We start from the raw sequence: 15687 nt of genomic DNA on the forward strand, positions 1-15687 counted from the left end.
AAGCCCTTCCTTTTCGAGGAAGAGCTATAAATATTGTTACTGAAGCAATTAAGCCAGAGCTAATACTCTCTTAGCCAGCTTGCTTTTCAGATTTGCAGCTTTGTTCTTGTGAATAACGTTACGTTTAGCCAGCTTATCAAGCATAGAAGCTACCTCAGTTAAATCTTTCTCCGCTGTTGCTTTATCGGTAACTGCTTTCAGGTCACGGATGGCGTTACGGGTAGTTTTACCATAGTAACGGTTACGCTCATTACGCTTTCTGCTTTGACGTACGTCTTTCTTTGTTGCTTTATGGTTTGCCATTTTTCAAATTTCAAGTTTCGGACGGCAAAGGTAACTATATTACCTTTACAAAACAAACTAAATGTAGTTTTTCCGGTGAACTACAAATATAAGCACCTTTTATCACAGATAAACACTTGATTTTTTCTCATTTTTTCCAACCAGCGTATCGAAAAACGAGCGATATTTGCAATCCCATATATTAATATATTGGGATCAACAGAAAAGTATTTGAACTGAAGATCAGCAAAACTCGTTGTAAATGAAGGACTTCTCATTCGTCACCAACTCACATCCTGCTTACATTGAATCGTTATACCAGGATTTCCGCAAAGATCCCAACTCTGTAGACCCGGATTGGGTTAAATTTTTCGAAGGATTTGATTTTGCAGTATCCAATGTAAACGGCAAGGCGGCAACATCAGCGCCGGTAGCAGGAGGCAGCACTTCGTTGCCCGTGAGCGACGACCAGCTGGCGAAAGAACTGGGCGTGTACCGCCTGATCCAGGCGTATCGCAAAAAAGGCCATTTAATTGCTAAAACCAACCCCATCCGTGAAAGAAAGGACCGCAAGGCCAACCTGGATCTTGCCAGTTTTGGATTAGGGGACGCTGATCTTAAAACCGAATTTTACGCAGGAACCACCATTGGCGTGGGTAAAGCCTCCCTGGAAAAGATCGTTGCCTATCTGCAACAGATCTATGCCGGTTCCGTAGGACTTCAATACACTTACATCAACGACCGTGATAAAGCGAAGTGGATGGAGAAAGAATTTGAGTCCATTATGTTGCAGCCATTGTCGCTGGAGCAGCGTAAACGCATCCTGCAGAAGCTGAACCAGGGTGTTATTTTTGAAAAGTTTCTTCACACAAAATATATCGGACAGAAGCGTTTCGGCCTGGAAGGCGGAGAATCCACCATTCCGGCGCTGGATGCCATCATTAACGTAGCTGCAGAATATGGTGTACAGGAATCTGTGATAGGAATGGCTCACCGTGGCCGTTTAAACGTACTGGCCAATATCCTGGGTAAAACCTACGAACAGATCTTCAATGAATTTGAGGGCCTGGCCATACCGGATATGACCATGGGCAGCGGCGACGTGAAATATCACCTCGGCTTCCGCTCCCAGGTAACTACCCCCGGTGGCAAACCCGTTAACCTGCAACTGATGCCCAACCCTTCCCACCTGGAAGTAGTAGATCCGATCGTGGTCGGATTTGCGCGCAGTAAAGCAGATGTGATCTACAACAGCGATTACGATAAAATACTGCCCATCCTCATTCATGGCGACGCCGCCGTTGCCGGTCAGGGGATTGTGTATGAAGTGGAACAGATGAGCAAACTGAAAGGATACTACGTAGGTGGTTCCATTCACTTTGTGATCAATAACCAGATCGGCTTTACCACCGATTTTGATGATGCCCGCTCCTCAGATTACTGTACCAGCGTAGCATCGATTGTACAGGCACCGGTATTCCATGTAAACGGCGACGACGCAGAAGCAGTGGTGAAAGTATCCCAGCTGGCCGCCCGCTACCGCCAGGAATTCAACGAAGATGTGTTTATCGACATGGTTTGTTACCGCAAACATGGTCACAACGAAGGCGATGAGCCCAAGTTTACACAGCCGAGCCTCTACGCCCTGATTGAAAAACACGCTAATCCGCGTGAAGTATATACCCAGTTCCTCCTGAACAACGGAGAATCTGAAGCACAGGCACTGGCCAAAGAAATGGAAAAAGGCTTCTGGGACGATTTACAGGCACGCCTGGATGAGGTAAAACAACATCCGCTGCCTTATGTGAGTCAAAAACCGGAGCAATGGTGGCAAGCGCTGCGCAAAGCCACCCCACAGGATTTTGACGCTTCCCCGGTAACCGCTATCAAGGAAGACGACTTTAAACGGTTGTTCGACGGCCTCATGAAATGGCCTGAAAACTTCGTGCCCCTGCGTAAAGTGAGCAAACTGTTGCAGGACAAAATAAAACTGTACCAGGATGAAGGCAAAGTGGATTGGGCCACCGGTGAACTGCTGGCCTATGCCAGCCTCCTGATAGAAGGGAAAGACGTAAGAATGAGCGGGGAAGATGTAAAACGTGGTACTTTCTCTCACCGTCATGCAGTACTGTTTGATGAAAATACCAATGAAACGTATAGCCGTCTCAGTCATCTCCAGGAAAACCAGGGTAAATTCAGAATTTATAACTCTTTATTGAGCGAATATGGTGTATTGGGCTTTGAATATGGCTATGCGATGGCCAATCCCAATAACCTGGTATTGTGGGAAGCGCAGTACGGCGACTTTGTAAACGGCGCACAAACAGTGATTGATCAGTACATCAGCAGCGCAGAACAGAAATGGACTACGCAGAATGGCCTGGTAATGCTGCTGCCCCATGGTTATGAAGGTGGTGGACCGGATCACTCCAATGCCCGCCCGGAACGCTTCTTACAACAATGCGCAGAAGAAAATATGGTGATCACCAATATCACGACTGCCGCCAACTTCTTCCATGCGTTACGCCGTCAGTTAACCTGGCAGTTCCGCAAACCACTCATTAACTTCTCTCCAAAAGCAAATCTGCGTCATGTAGGCGCTTACTCTGCTATGCAGGAATTTACACAGGGAGGCTTTAAGGAAGTACTGGATGATCCGTTTATCGACGACGCCGCTGTGGTAAAGAAGGTATTACTGTGCTCCGGTAAAATGTATTTTGATCTGAGTGACAAACAGGCTAAAGATGATCGTAAAGATGTAGCGATTGTTCGCCTGGAACAACTGTATCCGCTGCCGGTTAAACAACTGGAAGCCATTGCACAGAAGTATAAGGGAGCTACTTTCTTCTGGGTACAGGAAGAACCACTGAACATGGGTGCTGCAGCCTTCCTGCAAATGAACCTGAAACAGATCAACTATGGTGTTATCAGCCGCAACCCGAGCGCTTCTACGGCAACCGGTTATGCGAAAGTACATGCCCGTGAACAGCAACAGATCATTGACACGGCTTTTAACATCTAAAAAAATTCAAAGTATAAACAGAATAACGGGGTTTTACGTTAAGCTAAAGGCTAACCGCTAAACGCAAAACCTGGTATCACCATCAACTGATTAAATATGGTTATCGAAATCAAAGTCCCTACGGTAGGAGAATCTATTAGCGAGGTAACAATTGCAAAGTGGTTGAAGAAAGACGGAGATTATGTTCAGCAGGACGAGGTATTGTGTGAAATGGAATCTGAGAAAGCAACCTTCGAACTGAATGCAGAAAAGGCGGGCGTTCTCAAAATTGCCCCCGCAGCTCAGGAAGGAGCTACTTTGAAGATTGGTGATGTAGCCTGTACCATCGATACAGACGCCGCTGCACCAGCAACCGGCGCCGCACCGGCAGCTGAACCTGCTGCACCTGTAGCAGCCGCACCAGCGCCTGCTCCGGCAGAAGCCGCACCGGCCGCACCTGCAGCAAATAAAGGGACAATTGAAATGAAAGTGCCTACAGTAGGAGAATCTATCAGTGAAGTAACACTGGTAAAGTGGCTGAAGAATAATGGTGATTATGTAGAGCGTGATGAAGTGGTATGTGAACTGGAATCTGAGAAAGCTACCTTTGAACTGAATGCAGAAGAAGCCGGCGCACTGATTACTGTAGCAAAAGAAGGCGATACTTTAAAAATAGGCGATGTTGCCTGTAAAATTGATACCAGTGTTGGCAGACCAGCAGGCAAAGCCGCACCGGCAGCCGCTCCCGCTGCACAACCAGCTAAAGCCGCTCCACAGCCGCAACAGGCCCCTGTTACCAGCATCCCCAACGATGTGAAAGCATCACCGGTAGCTGCCGCAGTGATCGCCGACAAACATGTGGATCCCTCCAGCATAAAAGGTTCCGGCGCTCATGGCAAGATCATGAAAGACGATGTATATGCTGCCCTGCAGAATCCGGGCGTAGCCATCGGTCAGGAAATGTTTACCCGTGCCGAACGCCGCGAAAAAATGAGCAACCTGCGTAAAACCGTTTCCCGCCGCCTGGTGGAAGCGAAAAATACAACGGCCATGCTCACTACCTTCAATGAGGTAGATATGACAGAAATTATGGCGCTGCGTGCCAAGTATAAAGAAGTATTCAAAAAACAGCATGAGGTAAACCTCGGCTTCATGAGCTTCTTTACTAAAGCATGCTGCTTCGCTTTACAGGAATTCCCTTCCGTAAATGCTTATATCGACGGAGAAGAACTGGTGTACCACGACTACTGCGATATTTCTATCGCGGTATCTGCTCCGAAAGGACTGGTAGTACCGGTGATCCGCAATGCAGAAAGCCTGGATATGGCAGGTATTGAAAAAGCAGTAGTAGAACTGGCCACCAAAGCCCGCGATAACAAACTGACCATGCCTGAAATGACCGGCGGTACTTTCACCATCACCAATGGTGGCGTATTTGGTTCCCTGATGAGCACACCAATCATCAACATCCCGCAGTCCGCTATCCTGGGTATGCACAAAATCCAGGACCGCCCGATGGCTATCAACGGCCAGGTGGTGATCCGTCCGATGATGTACCTGGCACTGAGCTACGACCACCGTATCATCGATGGCCGCGAATCAGTAAGCTTCCTCGTAAGAGTAAAAGAAATGCTGGAAAATCCTGAACAACTGCTGTTTGGTAAAGATCCGCTGAAAGCACTGCTGAAACTCTAGTTTCAGCTGATAAGATAAAATGAAATCCGGTCTGTTATCAGGCCGGATTTTTTTGTGTTATCTCCCACAGCGTCAATATTAGCCCTTATCTTCGCGTATGACCCGTTGGGAAAATTACTTAGCATCCGCAGAAAAAATTATCGGCGCCTACCAGGGCAGCCTGCCATTACATCATTTCCTGAAATCTTTTTTTAAGGAACATCCCTACATGGGGGGCCGCGACCGGCGCTGGATTTCACAGCTGGTATATCATTACTTCCGCCTCGGGAACTGGGGTAAAAGCCTTTCCGTGAACGAGCGGATCATTACCGGCGCCTTTCTTTGTGAAACCACGCCGAATGATTTCCTGGCAGCTATCCGTCCTGCATGGAACGAGCAAATTGCATTGCCGCATGCCGATAAGGCTGCGCTCCTGCCTGTTCCTTTAACCCCCGACACACTTTTCCCGTTTCTGCCGGAGCTGTCAGCCGGTATAGATGCTAACGCATACGCCTATACTGTTTTAAAGCAGCCGCGGTTATTTATCCGGGTACGCAACAATAAGCTCGATAAAGTGCTGCAATTGCTGGATAAAGCAGCCATTACGTATGAGCTGTTCGCTAATAACACTACCATAGCCTTGCCCAACGGCACTAAAATAGAAGTGGTAGTGCCGGAGAAAAGCTGGTATGAGGTGCAGGACGCTTCCAGTCAGCAGACCGGTGAATTGTTCCATCCGCAGCAACACCAGCGCTGGTGGGATTGTTGTGCTGCCAGCGGCGGTAAATCCATCCTGCTCAAAGATCAGCAGCCTGGTGTGCAATTACTGGTATCTGATGTGAGAAGATCTATCCTGGAAAACCTGCAGCAGCGTTTTGCAACGGCAGGAGTGAAGCATTTTGAAGCACGGGTGGCCGATCTTACGGCAGAGAATTTCCCTGCGTCTATGGGGAGTCAGCAGTTTGATGGTATCATCCTGGATGCACCCTGCAGCGGCTCCGGTACCTGGGGGCGTACGCCGGAAAGTATCTCCTTCTTTAAAAAAGACGAGATCGGGAAGTACCAGCAGTTGCAGAAGAAGATAGCCCATAATGTGGCGCCATTTGTAAAAAAAGGCGGCTCGCTGATCTATATTACCTGTTCTGTTTTTAAACAGGAGAATGAAGAGGTGGTGAAGTATATAGAAGAGATCAGTGACTTGCGGAAGCAGGAAGGGGGCGTGATTGCGGGGTATGACAAGGGAGCAGATACGATGTATGCAGTAAGATTGTCTTAGTTTTTGAAGATAAAAAAAGGGTGGGAAGATCTGTCTTCCCACCCTTTCTGTTTATCTATCTTATGAAATTAATTCTTACAAAACAACCGGCATCGTCCGCTGGATAATTCCTCCGCCAACTACATCGTCGCCTTCATAAAAAACAGCCGACTGACCCGGAGCAATGCCCTTCACGCTTTCGTAGAAGCTTACTTTTACCTGCCCGTTTTCATTATACAGGTTACTCAGTGCGCCTTTATCTTTATAGCGGATCTTGGTAACTGCTTCCATGCCTTCGGGAATGGTATCGTATTTACCCATGTTGATACCGCTTACGAACATCTCACTTCTCTGTAATTCATCTTCATTACCTAAAACCACGGTATTGGTTTCGGGGATGATTTCGGTTACAAAAACAGGGCGTCCGAGGGCAATATCAAGCCCTTTACGCTGTCCAACGGTATAGAAGGGGTAACCCTTGTGATGACCAACGATAGTGCCGTCTGCCAGCACAAAATTGCCTCCGTTTACTCTTTCTTCCAGACCCTCTACTTTTCTTTTCAGAAAACCGCGGTAGTCATTATCCGGCACAAAGCATATTTCATAGCTTTCTGCTTTTTTAGCCAGTTCGGGATAGCCGAAATCAAAGGCCATCTGGCGTATTTGTGTTTTACGGTATTTGCCTAAAGGAAGAATGGTGCGGGCCAGTACATCCTGTTGGATGCCCCACAGTACATAGCTCTGGTCTTTGGTTTCATCCAGACCTTTGCTGATCACATAACGGCCGTTGTCGTGCTGACGGATCTGGCCATAGTGGCCGGTGGCAATAAACTCACAATCCATTGCGTCGGCACGTTTCATCAGTGCGCGCCATTTTATATGGGTATTGCACAGTACACACGGATTGGGAGTACGTCCTGCAATATATTCCTCGACAAAATTATTCACTACAAAATCACCAAATTCATCGCGGATATCCAGCACAAAGTGCGGAAACCCGTGATGCACCGCTGCCGCGCGGGCGTCGTTAAAAGAATCCAGGTTACAGCAGCCGGTTTCCTTTTTACTGGAACCAGCAGATGCATAATCCCAGGTTTTCATGGTGATACCCACCACGTCATACCCCTGTTCATGCAGCATCAACGCCGTAACAGTGCTGTCTATACCACCACTCATGGCTACCAGCACTTTACCATGCTTGCTCATTTATAAAAGTTTAGAGCAACAAAATTACTTAAATTTAAGCCAACGGCCATCTGTGCTTTATTGATCCTGACAATGGCCGGATTGATTCTGATTATATCGTTGATACAATTTTAACGTGTTTGAACGATTATTTCCGGAAACATTATAAATTGTTAATTGTGAATTATATATTTATTAGTTTTAGCCACCTTATAGCATAAATCAGTTGTAATGCTACCTATATTAAACAAAGAATTTATATTAAAAAATCAGGATTCCGGCGTTCATGAAAAAACATTCACCTTCCCGGAAAAGATCCTTCAATTTGGTACTGGCGTGCTTTTGCGCGGTTTAGTAGACTATCTCGCAGACAAAGCCAACCGTCAGGGAATTTTTGAAGGAAGGATTGTGGTGGTGAAATCGACCGACGGTGATACTGTTGATTTTTCCAGTCAGGACTGCCTGTTTACCACCCATATCAAAGGTGTTTCCCAGGGAGAACTGGTAGACCAGGTGCTGATCAACTCCGCTATTAGCCGGGTTTTGCAATCGAATGCAGAATGGCAGGAAATATTAGCTGCTGTTCATCAGCCCGCTTTGCAAACAATTATTTCCAACACCACGGAAGTAGGGATCCAGTATGTTCCGGAGAAAATAGCTGACGGCGTACCGGCCTCGTTCCCCGGCAAATTGCTGGCAGTGCTGTGGGAGCGGTTTACCTACTTTAAAGGCAGCGCCAACACCGGCTTTGTGATTGTACCTACAGAACTGGTGGTAGATAACGGCCGCCTGTTAAAAGACATTGTACTGCAACTGGCCGCTTATAATGAACTGCCACCGGCTTTTATTACATGGATCCAGCAGGATAACCAATTTTGTAATTCCCTGGTAGACAGGATCGTTCCCGGCAAACCCCGCAACCTGGCTGAAATTGAGCAAAAAGCAGGGTACACAGATAAATTATGGATAGAAGTAGAACCCTACCTGTTATGGGCTATAGAAGGTAATGAACATACCCGTTCTGTATTATCTTTTTATAAGGCAGATGAAAGGATGCTGATTGAGCCCAGCATTACGCCATTCCGTGAACAGAAGCTCCGGTTACTGAATGGCAGTCATACAGCAGCAGTGCCATTGGCTTTCCTGTCGGGCCTCAACACGGTATACGAATGTATGCAGGACGACTATATGAGTCATTTCTTCAAAGAAGTGGTGCTCCGCGAAATACTGCCTACTATTGAAGATACCTGTCCTACCGCTACTGCATTTGCGCCGGAAGTACTCGACCGTTTTGCCAATCCGTTTATTGCGCATAAGCTCATCAGCATCACTTTCCAGGAAAGTTCCAAGATGAATGCGCGCAATGTGCGCACACTGGTACGCTACTACGAAAAGTATAAAACACTCCCGCCTCACCTGTGCCTGGGCTTTGCCGCCATGCTGCTGTTCCTGCAGCCGGAGCGTGAAGAAGCAGGTAAATATTATGGCAACAGGAACGGGGAAGAATACGTTATTACAGATGACAATGCCCCGGTTTTTGCAGCCTGGTGGCGCACTCACACCGATATAAATGATATGGTAACCGGGATCTGCAGCGACAAACGTTTGTGGGAAACAGATCTGACGGCCATTCCAGGTTTTGCTGAACAGGTAGCCGGCATCTTAAAAATGTTGAAAAGCAATGGTGTGAAAGCATTTATTCAATCGCAGCTGCTCAAAAATTAATCATGTTATGAAGGAATTTCTGTCTGAGGATTTTTTATTAAAAACGGAAACGGCTAAACGATTATACTTTGATTACGCCGTCTCTATGCCGGTGATCGATTATCATAACCACCTGCCACCGGATGAAATAGCAGGGAATAAAACATTTGACAACCTGTACGCCATCTGGCTGAAAGGAGATCATTATAAATGGCGTGCTATGCGTGCCAACGGCGTGCCGGAGGAGTTTATTACAGGCCCCGCCGACGACTATACGAAATTCCGTCACTGGGCAGCTACTACGCCATATACAATGCGCAATCCTTTGTATCACTGGTCGCACATGGAGTTAAAAAATCCTTTCGGCGTAACCGACCTGCTGAATGAAAAAACAGCGGAGAAGATATACCACGATTGTAACGCACAATTGCCCCGGTTATCCACACAAACACTCCTGCAACATTATAAAGTAGACACGCTGTGCACAACGGACGACCCGGTAGATTCGCTGGAGCATCACCGTGCTATTGCCAATAAACCTTTTGGGACGCGGGTGCTGCCTACTTTCCGCCCCGACAGGGCAATGGCGGTGGATAACCCGGAGGTGTTCAACCGTTTTATTAATGAGCTGGCAGCAGTTACCAATAAAGAGATCACGAAGTTTGAGGACCTCATTGAGGCACTCCATAGCCGGCATACTTATTTTCATGAAGCCGGCGGCCGCCTGAGTGATCATGGCATCAGCACCTTTTATTTTTCACCGGCTACCGGAAGGGAACTGGATACTATTTTTTACAATACCCGCAACCACCGCGCTGCCACACCATACGAGAATGCGCAGTTTAAAACGGCCGTCCTGCTGGCGGTATGCGAGTGGAATCATGAAAGGGAATGGACACAACAGTTCCATGTGGGCGCTATCCGTAATAATAATTCCCGCTTACTGCAGCAGGTAGGGGCTGATGCCGGTGTGGATTCAATCGGCGACTGGCGCGTTGCGGAAGCCATGAGCGCATTTTTTGATGCACTGGATAAGAAAGATAAGTTAACAAAGACAGTAGTATATAACCTGAATCCTTCCTACAATGAAGTTTTTGCTACGATGGCAGGCAACTTCCAGGATGGCGCCATTCCCGGCAAAATTCAGTATGGTTCCGGATGGTGGTTTTTGGATCAGAAAGATGGTATGGAAAAGCAAATGAATGTATTGAGCAACATGGGTTTGCTGAGCCGGTTCGTAGGAATGTTAACCGATTCCAGAAGTTTTCTGTCTTATTCCCGGCATGAATATTTTCGCCGTATTTTGTGTAACCTGATCGGCAACGATGTGGAACAGGGAGAGCTGCCAAATGATGTTGCCTGGTTAGGGAAAATGGTACAGGACATTTGTTACTATAACGCAAAAGCATATTTTGGATTCTAATGAAGCCGGTAAAAGTTATCACATTCGGAGAAATATTATTACGCTTGTCGCCGCAGCTGGCGCAAAACACGGCCGCTGTTTATGTAGGCGGGGCGGAAGCCAACGTAGCAGCGGCATTGGCCAATTGGGGCACAGAAGTGGCCTATATCAGCAAAGTGCCTGAAAACGGGTTGTCGAAAGACGTGCTGGAGCAACTGAGTAACCGCGGTATCCATACCGACAGGGTGTTGTGGGGTGGTGCGCGCATTGGTATTTATTACCTGGCGCAGGGCAGCGACCTTAAACATGCGGAGGTAGTGTACGACAGGGCCTGGTCGTCTTTCAGCGAAATAGTGCCGGGCACTGTTAACTGGGACGCATTGCTCGGTGATGCGGAATGGTTTCACTGGAGCGCTATTACACCCGCATTAAACCCTGCTGCCGCGGAGGTTTGCAAGGAAGTATTGCAGGCCGCCACCCGGAAGGGAATGACCATTTCCACCGATCTTAACTACCGCAGTAAACTATGGCAGTATGGCAAAAAGCCGGTGGAGGTAATGCCGGAGCTGGTTCAGTACTGCGATGTAATCATGGGCAACATCTGGGCCGCCAATAATATGCTGGATACCGCGCTGGATACCGCTGCGCTGGAAGCCAATACCAAAGATATTTTCCTGCAACAGGCAGAAAAGGTAGCCGCAGAAATCACTGCTACGTATAAACGCTGTAAACGGGTGGCTTTTACTTTCCGTTTCAGTCATGCTGCCACGCATAATCTGTACTACGCCTTTTATTATAACGAAGGACAGATGAGCATTTCCCGTGAGTACGATACCAATGACGTAGTGGATCGCGTGGGTAGCGGAGACTGCTTCATGGCCGGGCTCATACATGCCCAGCTGCAGGGACTGGATGATCAGCAGATCATTTCCTTTGCTGCTGCTGCCGCGTATTCCAAATTTTTTGTGAAAGGAGATTTTAATACTACTTCTGAAAAAGAAATAATAAAACTGATATAAGATATGGCACCAAGTCCTGAAACAATTATAGCAGCATTTGAGCAAAGCGGGATTATTCCGGTTTTTTATCATGATGATGAAAATGTTTGCCTGGAAGTACTGCAAGCGTGTTATGATGGCGGCTTACGGGTATTCGAATTTACCAGCAGGGGAGAAAATGCACGTAAGAACTTCGCTACCCTACGCGACAGGAAACTGGCTGCCATGCCGGATTTATACCTGGGTATCGGAACTATTAAAAACGCATCGGATGCAGCCGTGTATGCCGGTATGGGCGCCGACTTTATTGTATGCCCGGTAACTGATCCCGAAACGGCTGCTTATTGCAGTGCGGAAAGCATTACCTGGATTCCCGGTTGTATGACGCCAACGGAAATTTCTGTTGCAGAAAAGAGTGGCGCCAGGCTGGTGAAGTTGTTCCCGGGTAACGTACTGGGGCCGGGTTATGTAAATTCCATCAAACCGCTGTTCCCGCAACTGAAATTTATGCCTACGGGCGGTGTAGAACCTACCCGGGTTAGTATGGATGCCTGGTTTGACGCCGGGGTGGTATGCGTGGGAATGGGGTCTAACCTGCTGTCCAAATCCCTGATCGAAAGTAAGGACTGGGGCGCGCTGAAAGATAAAATAGTGCAAACGTTTGCATTTCTCAGGCCGAAGAAGTAACTTATACACTTTATAAATTCCAAATAAACCGTAATGAATTCCACAACTTTAGGTAAGTATCGCTGGCGGGTATGCGCACTTTTATTTGTTGCGACGACCATCAATTATATAGACAGGCAGATATTAGGATTGCTTAAAACTGACTTATCAGCTGAGTTTCACTGGTCAGAAACAGCTTACAGCAACCTGGTGATGGCGTTTTCCGCTTCCTATGCGATTGGCTTGCTTTTCTTTGGCGCATTGGTAGATAAGATCGGTTCCAAACTGGGATACGCGGTTTCTATTGTGGTATGGAGCCTGTCGGCTATGGCGCACGGACTGGTGCGTTCCACGCTGGGTTTTGGTGTGGTAAGGTCTATCCTCGGCGTAAGCGAAGCGGGCAACTTCCCTGCGGCTATTAAAGCCACCGCAGAGTGGTTTCCAAAGAAGGAGCGGGCGCTGGCTACGGGCATCTTTAACTCAGGTTCCAATATTGCGGCTGTAATAGGGCCGGCAATGGTATACTGGCTGGCCAGCAATCATGGCTGGAGAAATGCCTTTGTATGGACAGGCGCCATCGGTTTTATCTGGTTGATATTCTGGTGGATCTATTATGAAGTGCCTGCCCGTCACAAGAAATTATCCAAAGCAGAATTTGATCATATCCACTCCGACCAGGAAGTAGAAGAAGTGAAACCCAAACCTATTAAATGGAGTAAGCTCCTGGGCGTGAGACAAACATGGGCTTTCATATTTGGTAAATTACTGACTGATCCTGTGTGGTGGTTTTTCCTGTTCTGGTTACCGGGTTACCTGGAATCCATCTTCCACGTAAATATGAAAGAAACGCTGGGTTTGCCGGTGATCATCATATATTCCATTACCAGCTTTGGCAGTATCGGTGGTGGATGGTTATCTTCCCACCTGATCAAATCCGGCTGGCCGGTTTTCAAAGCGCGTAAAGTGTCTATGCTGATCTTTGCGCTTTGCGTATTGCCCATTATGCTTATACAGTATTCCAATAATGTATGGTTCGCTATTGCATTGATCAGTTTGGCCACGGCGGCTCACCAGGCATGGTCTGCCACCATATTCACCACGGCTTCTGATATGTTCCCGAAACGGGCCGTAAGTTCTGTGGTAGGTATTGGCGGTATGGCCGGATCTATTGGCGGTACGCTGTTCCCGATGCTGATTGGCGCTATGCTGGATCATTATAAGTTAATCGGCAACATCGGTATTGGCTATAATATTCTGTTCACTATCTGCGCCCTGGCTTACCTGGTGGCCTGGACAGTGATGCACTTCTTTGCACCTAAAATGGAGCAGGTGAATTTGAATTAGCGAATTTTGTCTTTTTCAGGATTAGACTGATTAGACTGATTACTTTGATTTTACTTTTTTGATTTTATAAAGATTTGTAAAGCTAATTTTCAAATAGAAAACGTCCGGGCAGATGTCCGGACGTTTGTTTTTATTCTTATGAGTATCAAAAATTATTCGCTTAATTTATCTTTCTTCATCTTATAAAATCAAAAAAGTAAAATCAAAGTAATCAGTCTAATCAGTCTAATCCTGAAAAAGACAAAATCCGCGCTGCTTACAGGGAAACACCCCGTTTCCACGGAATAAAATCATCCTGGTTAAGTTGTTCTGCCTTTGTATACACTTCACCACTGGCGGTTTGTATCACATATTCCAGGATTTCTTCACCCATACCGGCAATACTCTGTTCGCCACTGATGATGGTACCGGTATTGATATCAATAATATCTTTCATACGGGTAGCCAGTTTGGTATTGGTAGCCAGTTTTACTACCGGTGCAATCGGGTTGCCGGTAGGCGTACCAAGTCCTGTGGTAAACAACACCACGTTAGCGCCGGAACCTACTTCTGCTGAAGTGGATTCAACATCGTTACCGGGTGTGCAAAGCAGGTTCAGTCCGGGTTTGGTTACATACTCTGTATAATCCAGTACATCCGTAACCGGTGAGGTTCCTCCTTTTTTAGCTGCCCCGGCGGATTTGATGGCATCGGTAATCAGGCCATCCTTGATATTTCCAGGAGATGGATTCATGTAAAAACCGGAGCCTACCGACTGGGCCTGATTTTCATATGCGCGCATAATGCGGATGAACTTATCGGAGGTTTCTTCTGTCTGACAGCGGTTAATCAGTTCCTGTTCCACTCCGCACAGTTCAGGGAACTCGGAGAGAATGGAAGTACCACCCAGCGCCACCAGCAGGTCGGAAGTATGACCTACAGCCGGGTTAGCTGAAATGCCGGAAAACCCGTCGGAGCCGCCGCATTCCAATCCTATTACCAGCTTGGAGAGCGGGCTCGGCTGGCGGGTCAGCTTATTGGCTTCTACCAGCGCGAGGAAAGTATCTTTAATGGCGGCAGACAGCATCGCAAATTCGGAAGCGCTTTTCTGCTGCTCGTATACCAATACCGGTTTGTTAAAGGCCGGGTTAAGCTTTTTCAGTGATTCCTGGAGGATAGATACCTGCGCGTGCTGGCATCCCAGGCTAAGAATAGTGGCTCCGGCAACATTGGAGTGATGAATATAACCGGCCAGCAGGGCGCACAGGGCGTCTGAATCCTGGCGGGTGCCACCGCAGCCTCCCTCGTGGGTGAGGAATTTAATACCATCAATATTCGGGAAAACCACATTACGTTTACTCGTTTCCGTTAGTGCGCCTGCCTCATAGTTTTTAATGGCTTCCAGGTTGCCGCTTTTATAAAGGGAAACGAGGTCCGTTACCTGTTCGTTATATACTTCGGCAGGAGAAAAACCAAGTCCTTTTTCGAAAGCGGTTTTAATCACACTTACATTCCTGTTTTCACAAAAAACCAACGGAATCACCAGCCAGTAGTTACGGGTACCTACCTGGCCATCGGCCCGATGGTAGCCCATAAAGGTGCGGGTTTTCCATTTACTCACATCGGGCGCCTGCCATTCCAGGGAGCTGTCTTTTTCATGGAATGCGTTGGCATCATGAATCACATTTTCTGTGGTAATGGTTTCGCCCTTCCCGATGCTTTTGCTGGCTTTGCCTACCAGTACGCCATACATCGTGATGGGATCGCCCTCCCGGATGTCATTTATCAGGAATTTATGTTTAGCAGAGATATTTTGTTGCAGTTGAATGTTATGTCCGTTAAATGAGATATCGGTTCCTACCGGTATATCCTGTAAGGCTACCAGCACATTATCATCAGGATGAATTTGTAAATAAGCGTTCATAAGAGCTAAAGTAGTAAATAACTGCTCCGGCTGGTGATAGTAAAATGTTAATCCATGATAAGATTTTGACTATTTGATTATTCCGCTGGAACACCTTATGGGAGCAGGTCAGGAATGAATTATAAATTGTTAATCGGCTATCAGTGCCTTTTAACCGCCCGGATGTGTAAATGTCCCGATCCTGTAATATTCATGCAAACGTTTGTAATTTACCTGTATTTTGATATTTTTGATCTATCAGCGCGGGTTTCCGGCGATGACGCCAACAAATTC

The 15687-nt window shown here is 47.1% G+C and carries 11 protein-coding genes; 8 read left to right on the plus strand and 3 right to left on the minus strand.

The annotated features are described in order from the left end of the window. Positions 1 to 48: 48 nt before the first annotated feature. Positions 49 to 303, minus strand: a complete 255-nt coding sequence (gene rpsT / locus PV783_RS07870; RefSeq protein ID WP_079469282.1) for a 30S ribosomal protein S20 — start codon at positions 301 to 303, stop codon at positions 49 to 51. A 241-nt stretch (positions 304 to 544) separates the two neighbouring features. Between rpsT and PV783_RS07875 the strand changes: the two genes are divergently transcribed. The 3 genes from PV783_RS07875 (at position 545) to PV783_RS07885 (ending at position 6233) form a co-directional block, all read left to right on the plus strand. Continuing rightward, positions 545 to 3304 carry a 2-oxoglutarate dehydrogenase E1 component gene (locus PV783_RS07875; RefSeq protein WP_420987615.1) on the plus strand — a complete coding sequence of 920 codons (2760 nt, stop codon included), beginning with the start codon at positions 545 to 547 and terminating at the stop codon, positions 3302 to 3304. Positions 3305 to 3400: 96 nt separating this feature from the next. Continuing rightward, positions 3401 to 4978: a 2-oxoglutarate dehydrogenase complex dihydrolipoyllysine-residue succinyltransferase gene (gene odhB, locus PV783_RS07880; RefSeq protein WP_079469280.1), complete on the plus strand. Its 1578-nt coding sequence runs from the start codon at positions 3401 to 3403 to the stop codon at positions 4976 to 4978. 97 nt (positions 4979 to 5075) lie between these two features. Continuing rightward, entirely contained in the window at positions 5076 to 6233 is a 1158-nt protein-coding gene (locus PV783_RS07885) for an Fmu (Sun) domain-containing protein (RefSeq protein WP_420987616.1), read from the plus strand. 75 nt (positions 6234 to 6308) lie between these two features. Here the strand turns inward: PV783_RS07885 and mnmA are convergent, their stop codons facing one another. After that, positions 6309 to 7418 carry a tRNA 2-thiouridine(34) synthase MnmA gene (gene mnmA, locus PV783_RS07890; protein WP_079469278.1) on the minus strand — a complete coding sequence of 370 codons (1110 nt, stop codon included), beginning with the start codon at positions 7416 to 7418 and terminating at the stop codon, positions 6309 to 6311. A gap of 210 nt (positions 7419 to 7628) precedes the next feature. Here mnmA and PV783_RS07895 point away from each other — a divergent pair, with 210 nt between their 5' ends. Genes PV783_RS07895 through PV783_RS07915 form a run of 5 tightly spaced genes read left to right on the plus strand, consistent with a single transcriptional unit; the run spans position 7629 to position 13511 of the window. Next, positions 7629 to 9122, plus strand: a complete 1494-nt coding sequence (locus PV783_RS07895; RefSeq protein ID WP_420987617.1) for a tagaturonate reductase — start codon at positions 7629 to 7631, stop codon at positions 9120 to 9122. 7 nt (positions 9123 to 9129) lie between these two features. Beyond that, on the plus strand, positions 9130 to 10524 hold the full coding sequence (gene uxaC / locus PV783_RS07900) for a glucuronate isomerase (protein ID WP_079469276.1): 1395 nt from the start codon (positions 9130 to 9132) through the stop codon (positions 10522 to 10524). After that, a complete protein-coding gene (locus tag PV783_RS07905) occupies positions 10524 to 11522 on the plus strand; it encodes a PfkB family carbohydrate kinase (RefSeq protein WP_420987618.1) in 999 nt (332 codons plus the stop codon). Before uxaC ends, PV783_RS07905 begins: the two co-directional genes overlap by 1 nt. A 3-nt stretch (positions 11523 to 11525) precedes the next feature. Next, entirely contained in the window at positions 11526 to 12188 is a 663-nt protein-coding gene (locus PV783_RS07910) for a bifunctional 4-hydroxy-2-oxoglutarate aldolase/2-dehydro-3-deoxy-phosphogluconate aldolase (protein ID WP_420987619.1), read from the plus strand. Between the two features lie 33 nt (positions 12189 to 12221). Then, positions 12222 to 13511, plus strand: a complete 1290-nt coding sequence (locus PV783_RS07915; protein WP_079469273.1) for an MFS transporter — start codon at positions 12222 to 12224, stop codon at positions 13509 to 13511. Positions 13512 to 13767: 256 nt separating this feature from the next. On the opposite strand, the gene PV783_RS07920 is transcribed toward PV783_RS07915, so the two are convergent. After that, entirely contained in the window at positions 13768 to 15414 is a 1647-nt protein-coding gene (locus PV783_RS07920; protein ID WP_420987620.1) for a UxaA family hydrolase, read from the minus strand. Between the last annotated feature and the right edge of the window lie 273 nt (positions 15415 to 15687).

This window comes from Chitinophaga sp. CC14 (genome assembly GCF_048957795.1).
In the GTDB taxonomy this organism is placed as follows: domain Bacteria; phylum Bacteroidota; class Bacteroidia; order Chitinophagales; family Chitinophagaceae; genus Chitinophaga; species Chitinophaga ginsengisegetis.

What these genes read in the sequence shown, in the direction of transcription:
- PV783_RS07885 (WP_420987616.1), top strand. Translation starts at nt 5,076, where the DNA reads ATGACCCGTTGGGAAAATTACTTAGCATCCGCAGAAAAAATTATCGGC.
- PV783_RS07895 (WP_420987617.1), top strand. Translation starts at nt 7,629, where the DNA reads ATGCTACCTATATTAAACAAAGAATTTATATTAAAAAATCAGGATTCC.
- uxaC (WP_079469276.1), top strand. Translation starts at nt 9,130, where the DNA reads ATGAAGGAATTTCTGTCTGAGGATTTTTTATTAAAAACGGAAACGGCT.
- odhB (WP_079469280.1), top strand. Translation starts at nt 3,401, where the DNA reads ATGGTTATCGAAATCAAAGTCCCTACGGTAGGAGAATCTATTAGCGAG.
- PV783_RS07910 (WP_420987619.1), top strand. Translation starts at nt 11,526, where the DNA reads ATGGCACCAAGTCCTGAAACAATTATAGCAGCATTTGAGCAAAGCGGG.
- PV783_RS07915 (WP_079469273.1), top strand. Translation starts at nt 12,222, where the DNA reads ATGAATTCCACAACTTTAGGTAAGTATCGCTGGCGGGTATGCGCACTT.
- mnmA (WP_079469278.1), bottom strand. Translation starts at nt 7,418, where the DNA reads ATGAGCAAGCATGGTAAAGTGCTGGTAGCCATGAGTGGTGGTATAGAC.
- rpsT (WP_079469282.1), bottom strand. Translation starts at nt 303, where the DNA reads ATGGCAAACCATAAAGCAACAAAGAAAGACGTACGTCAAAGCAGAAAG.
- PV783_RS07920 (WP_420987620.1), bottom strand. Translation starts at nt 15,414, where the DNA reads ATGAACGCTTATTTACAAATTCATCCTGATGATAATGTGCTGGTAGCC.
- PV783_RS07905 (WP_420987618.1), top strand. Translation starts at nt 10,524, where the DNA reads ATGAAGCCGGTAAAAGTTATCACATTCGGAGAAATATTATTACGCTTG.
- PV783_RS07875 (WP_420987615.1), top strand. Translation starts at nt 545, where the DNA reads ATGAAGGACTTCTCATTCGTCACCAACTCACATCCTGCTTACATTGAA.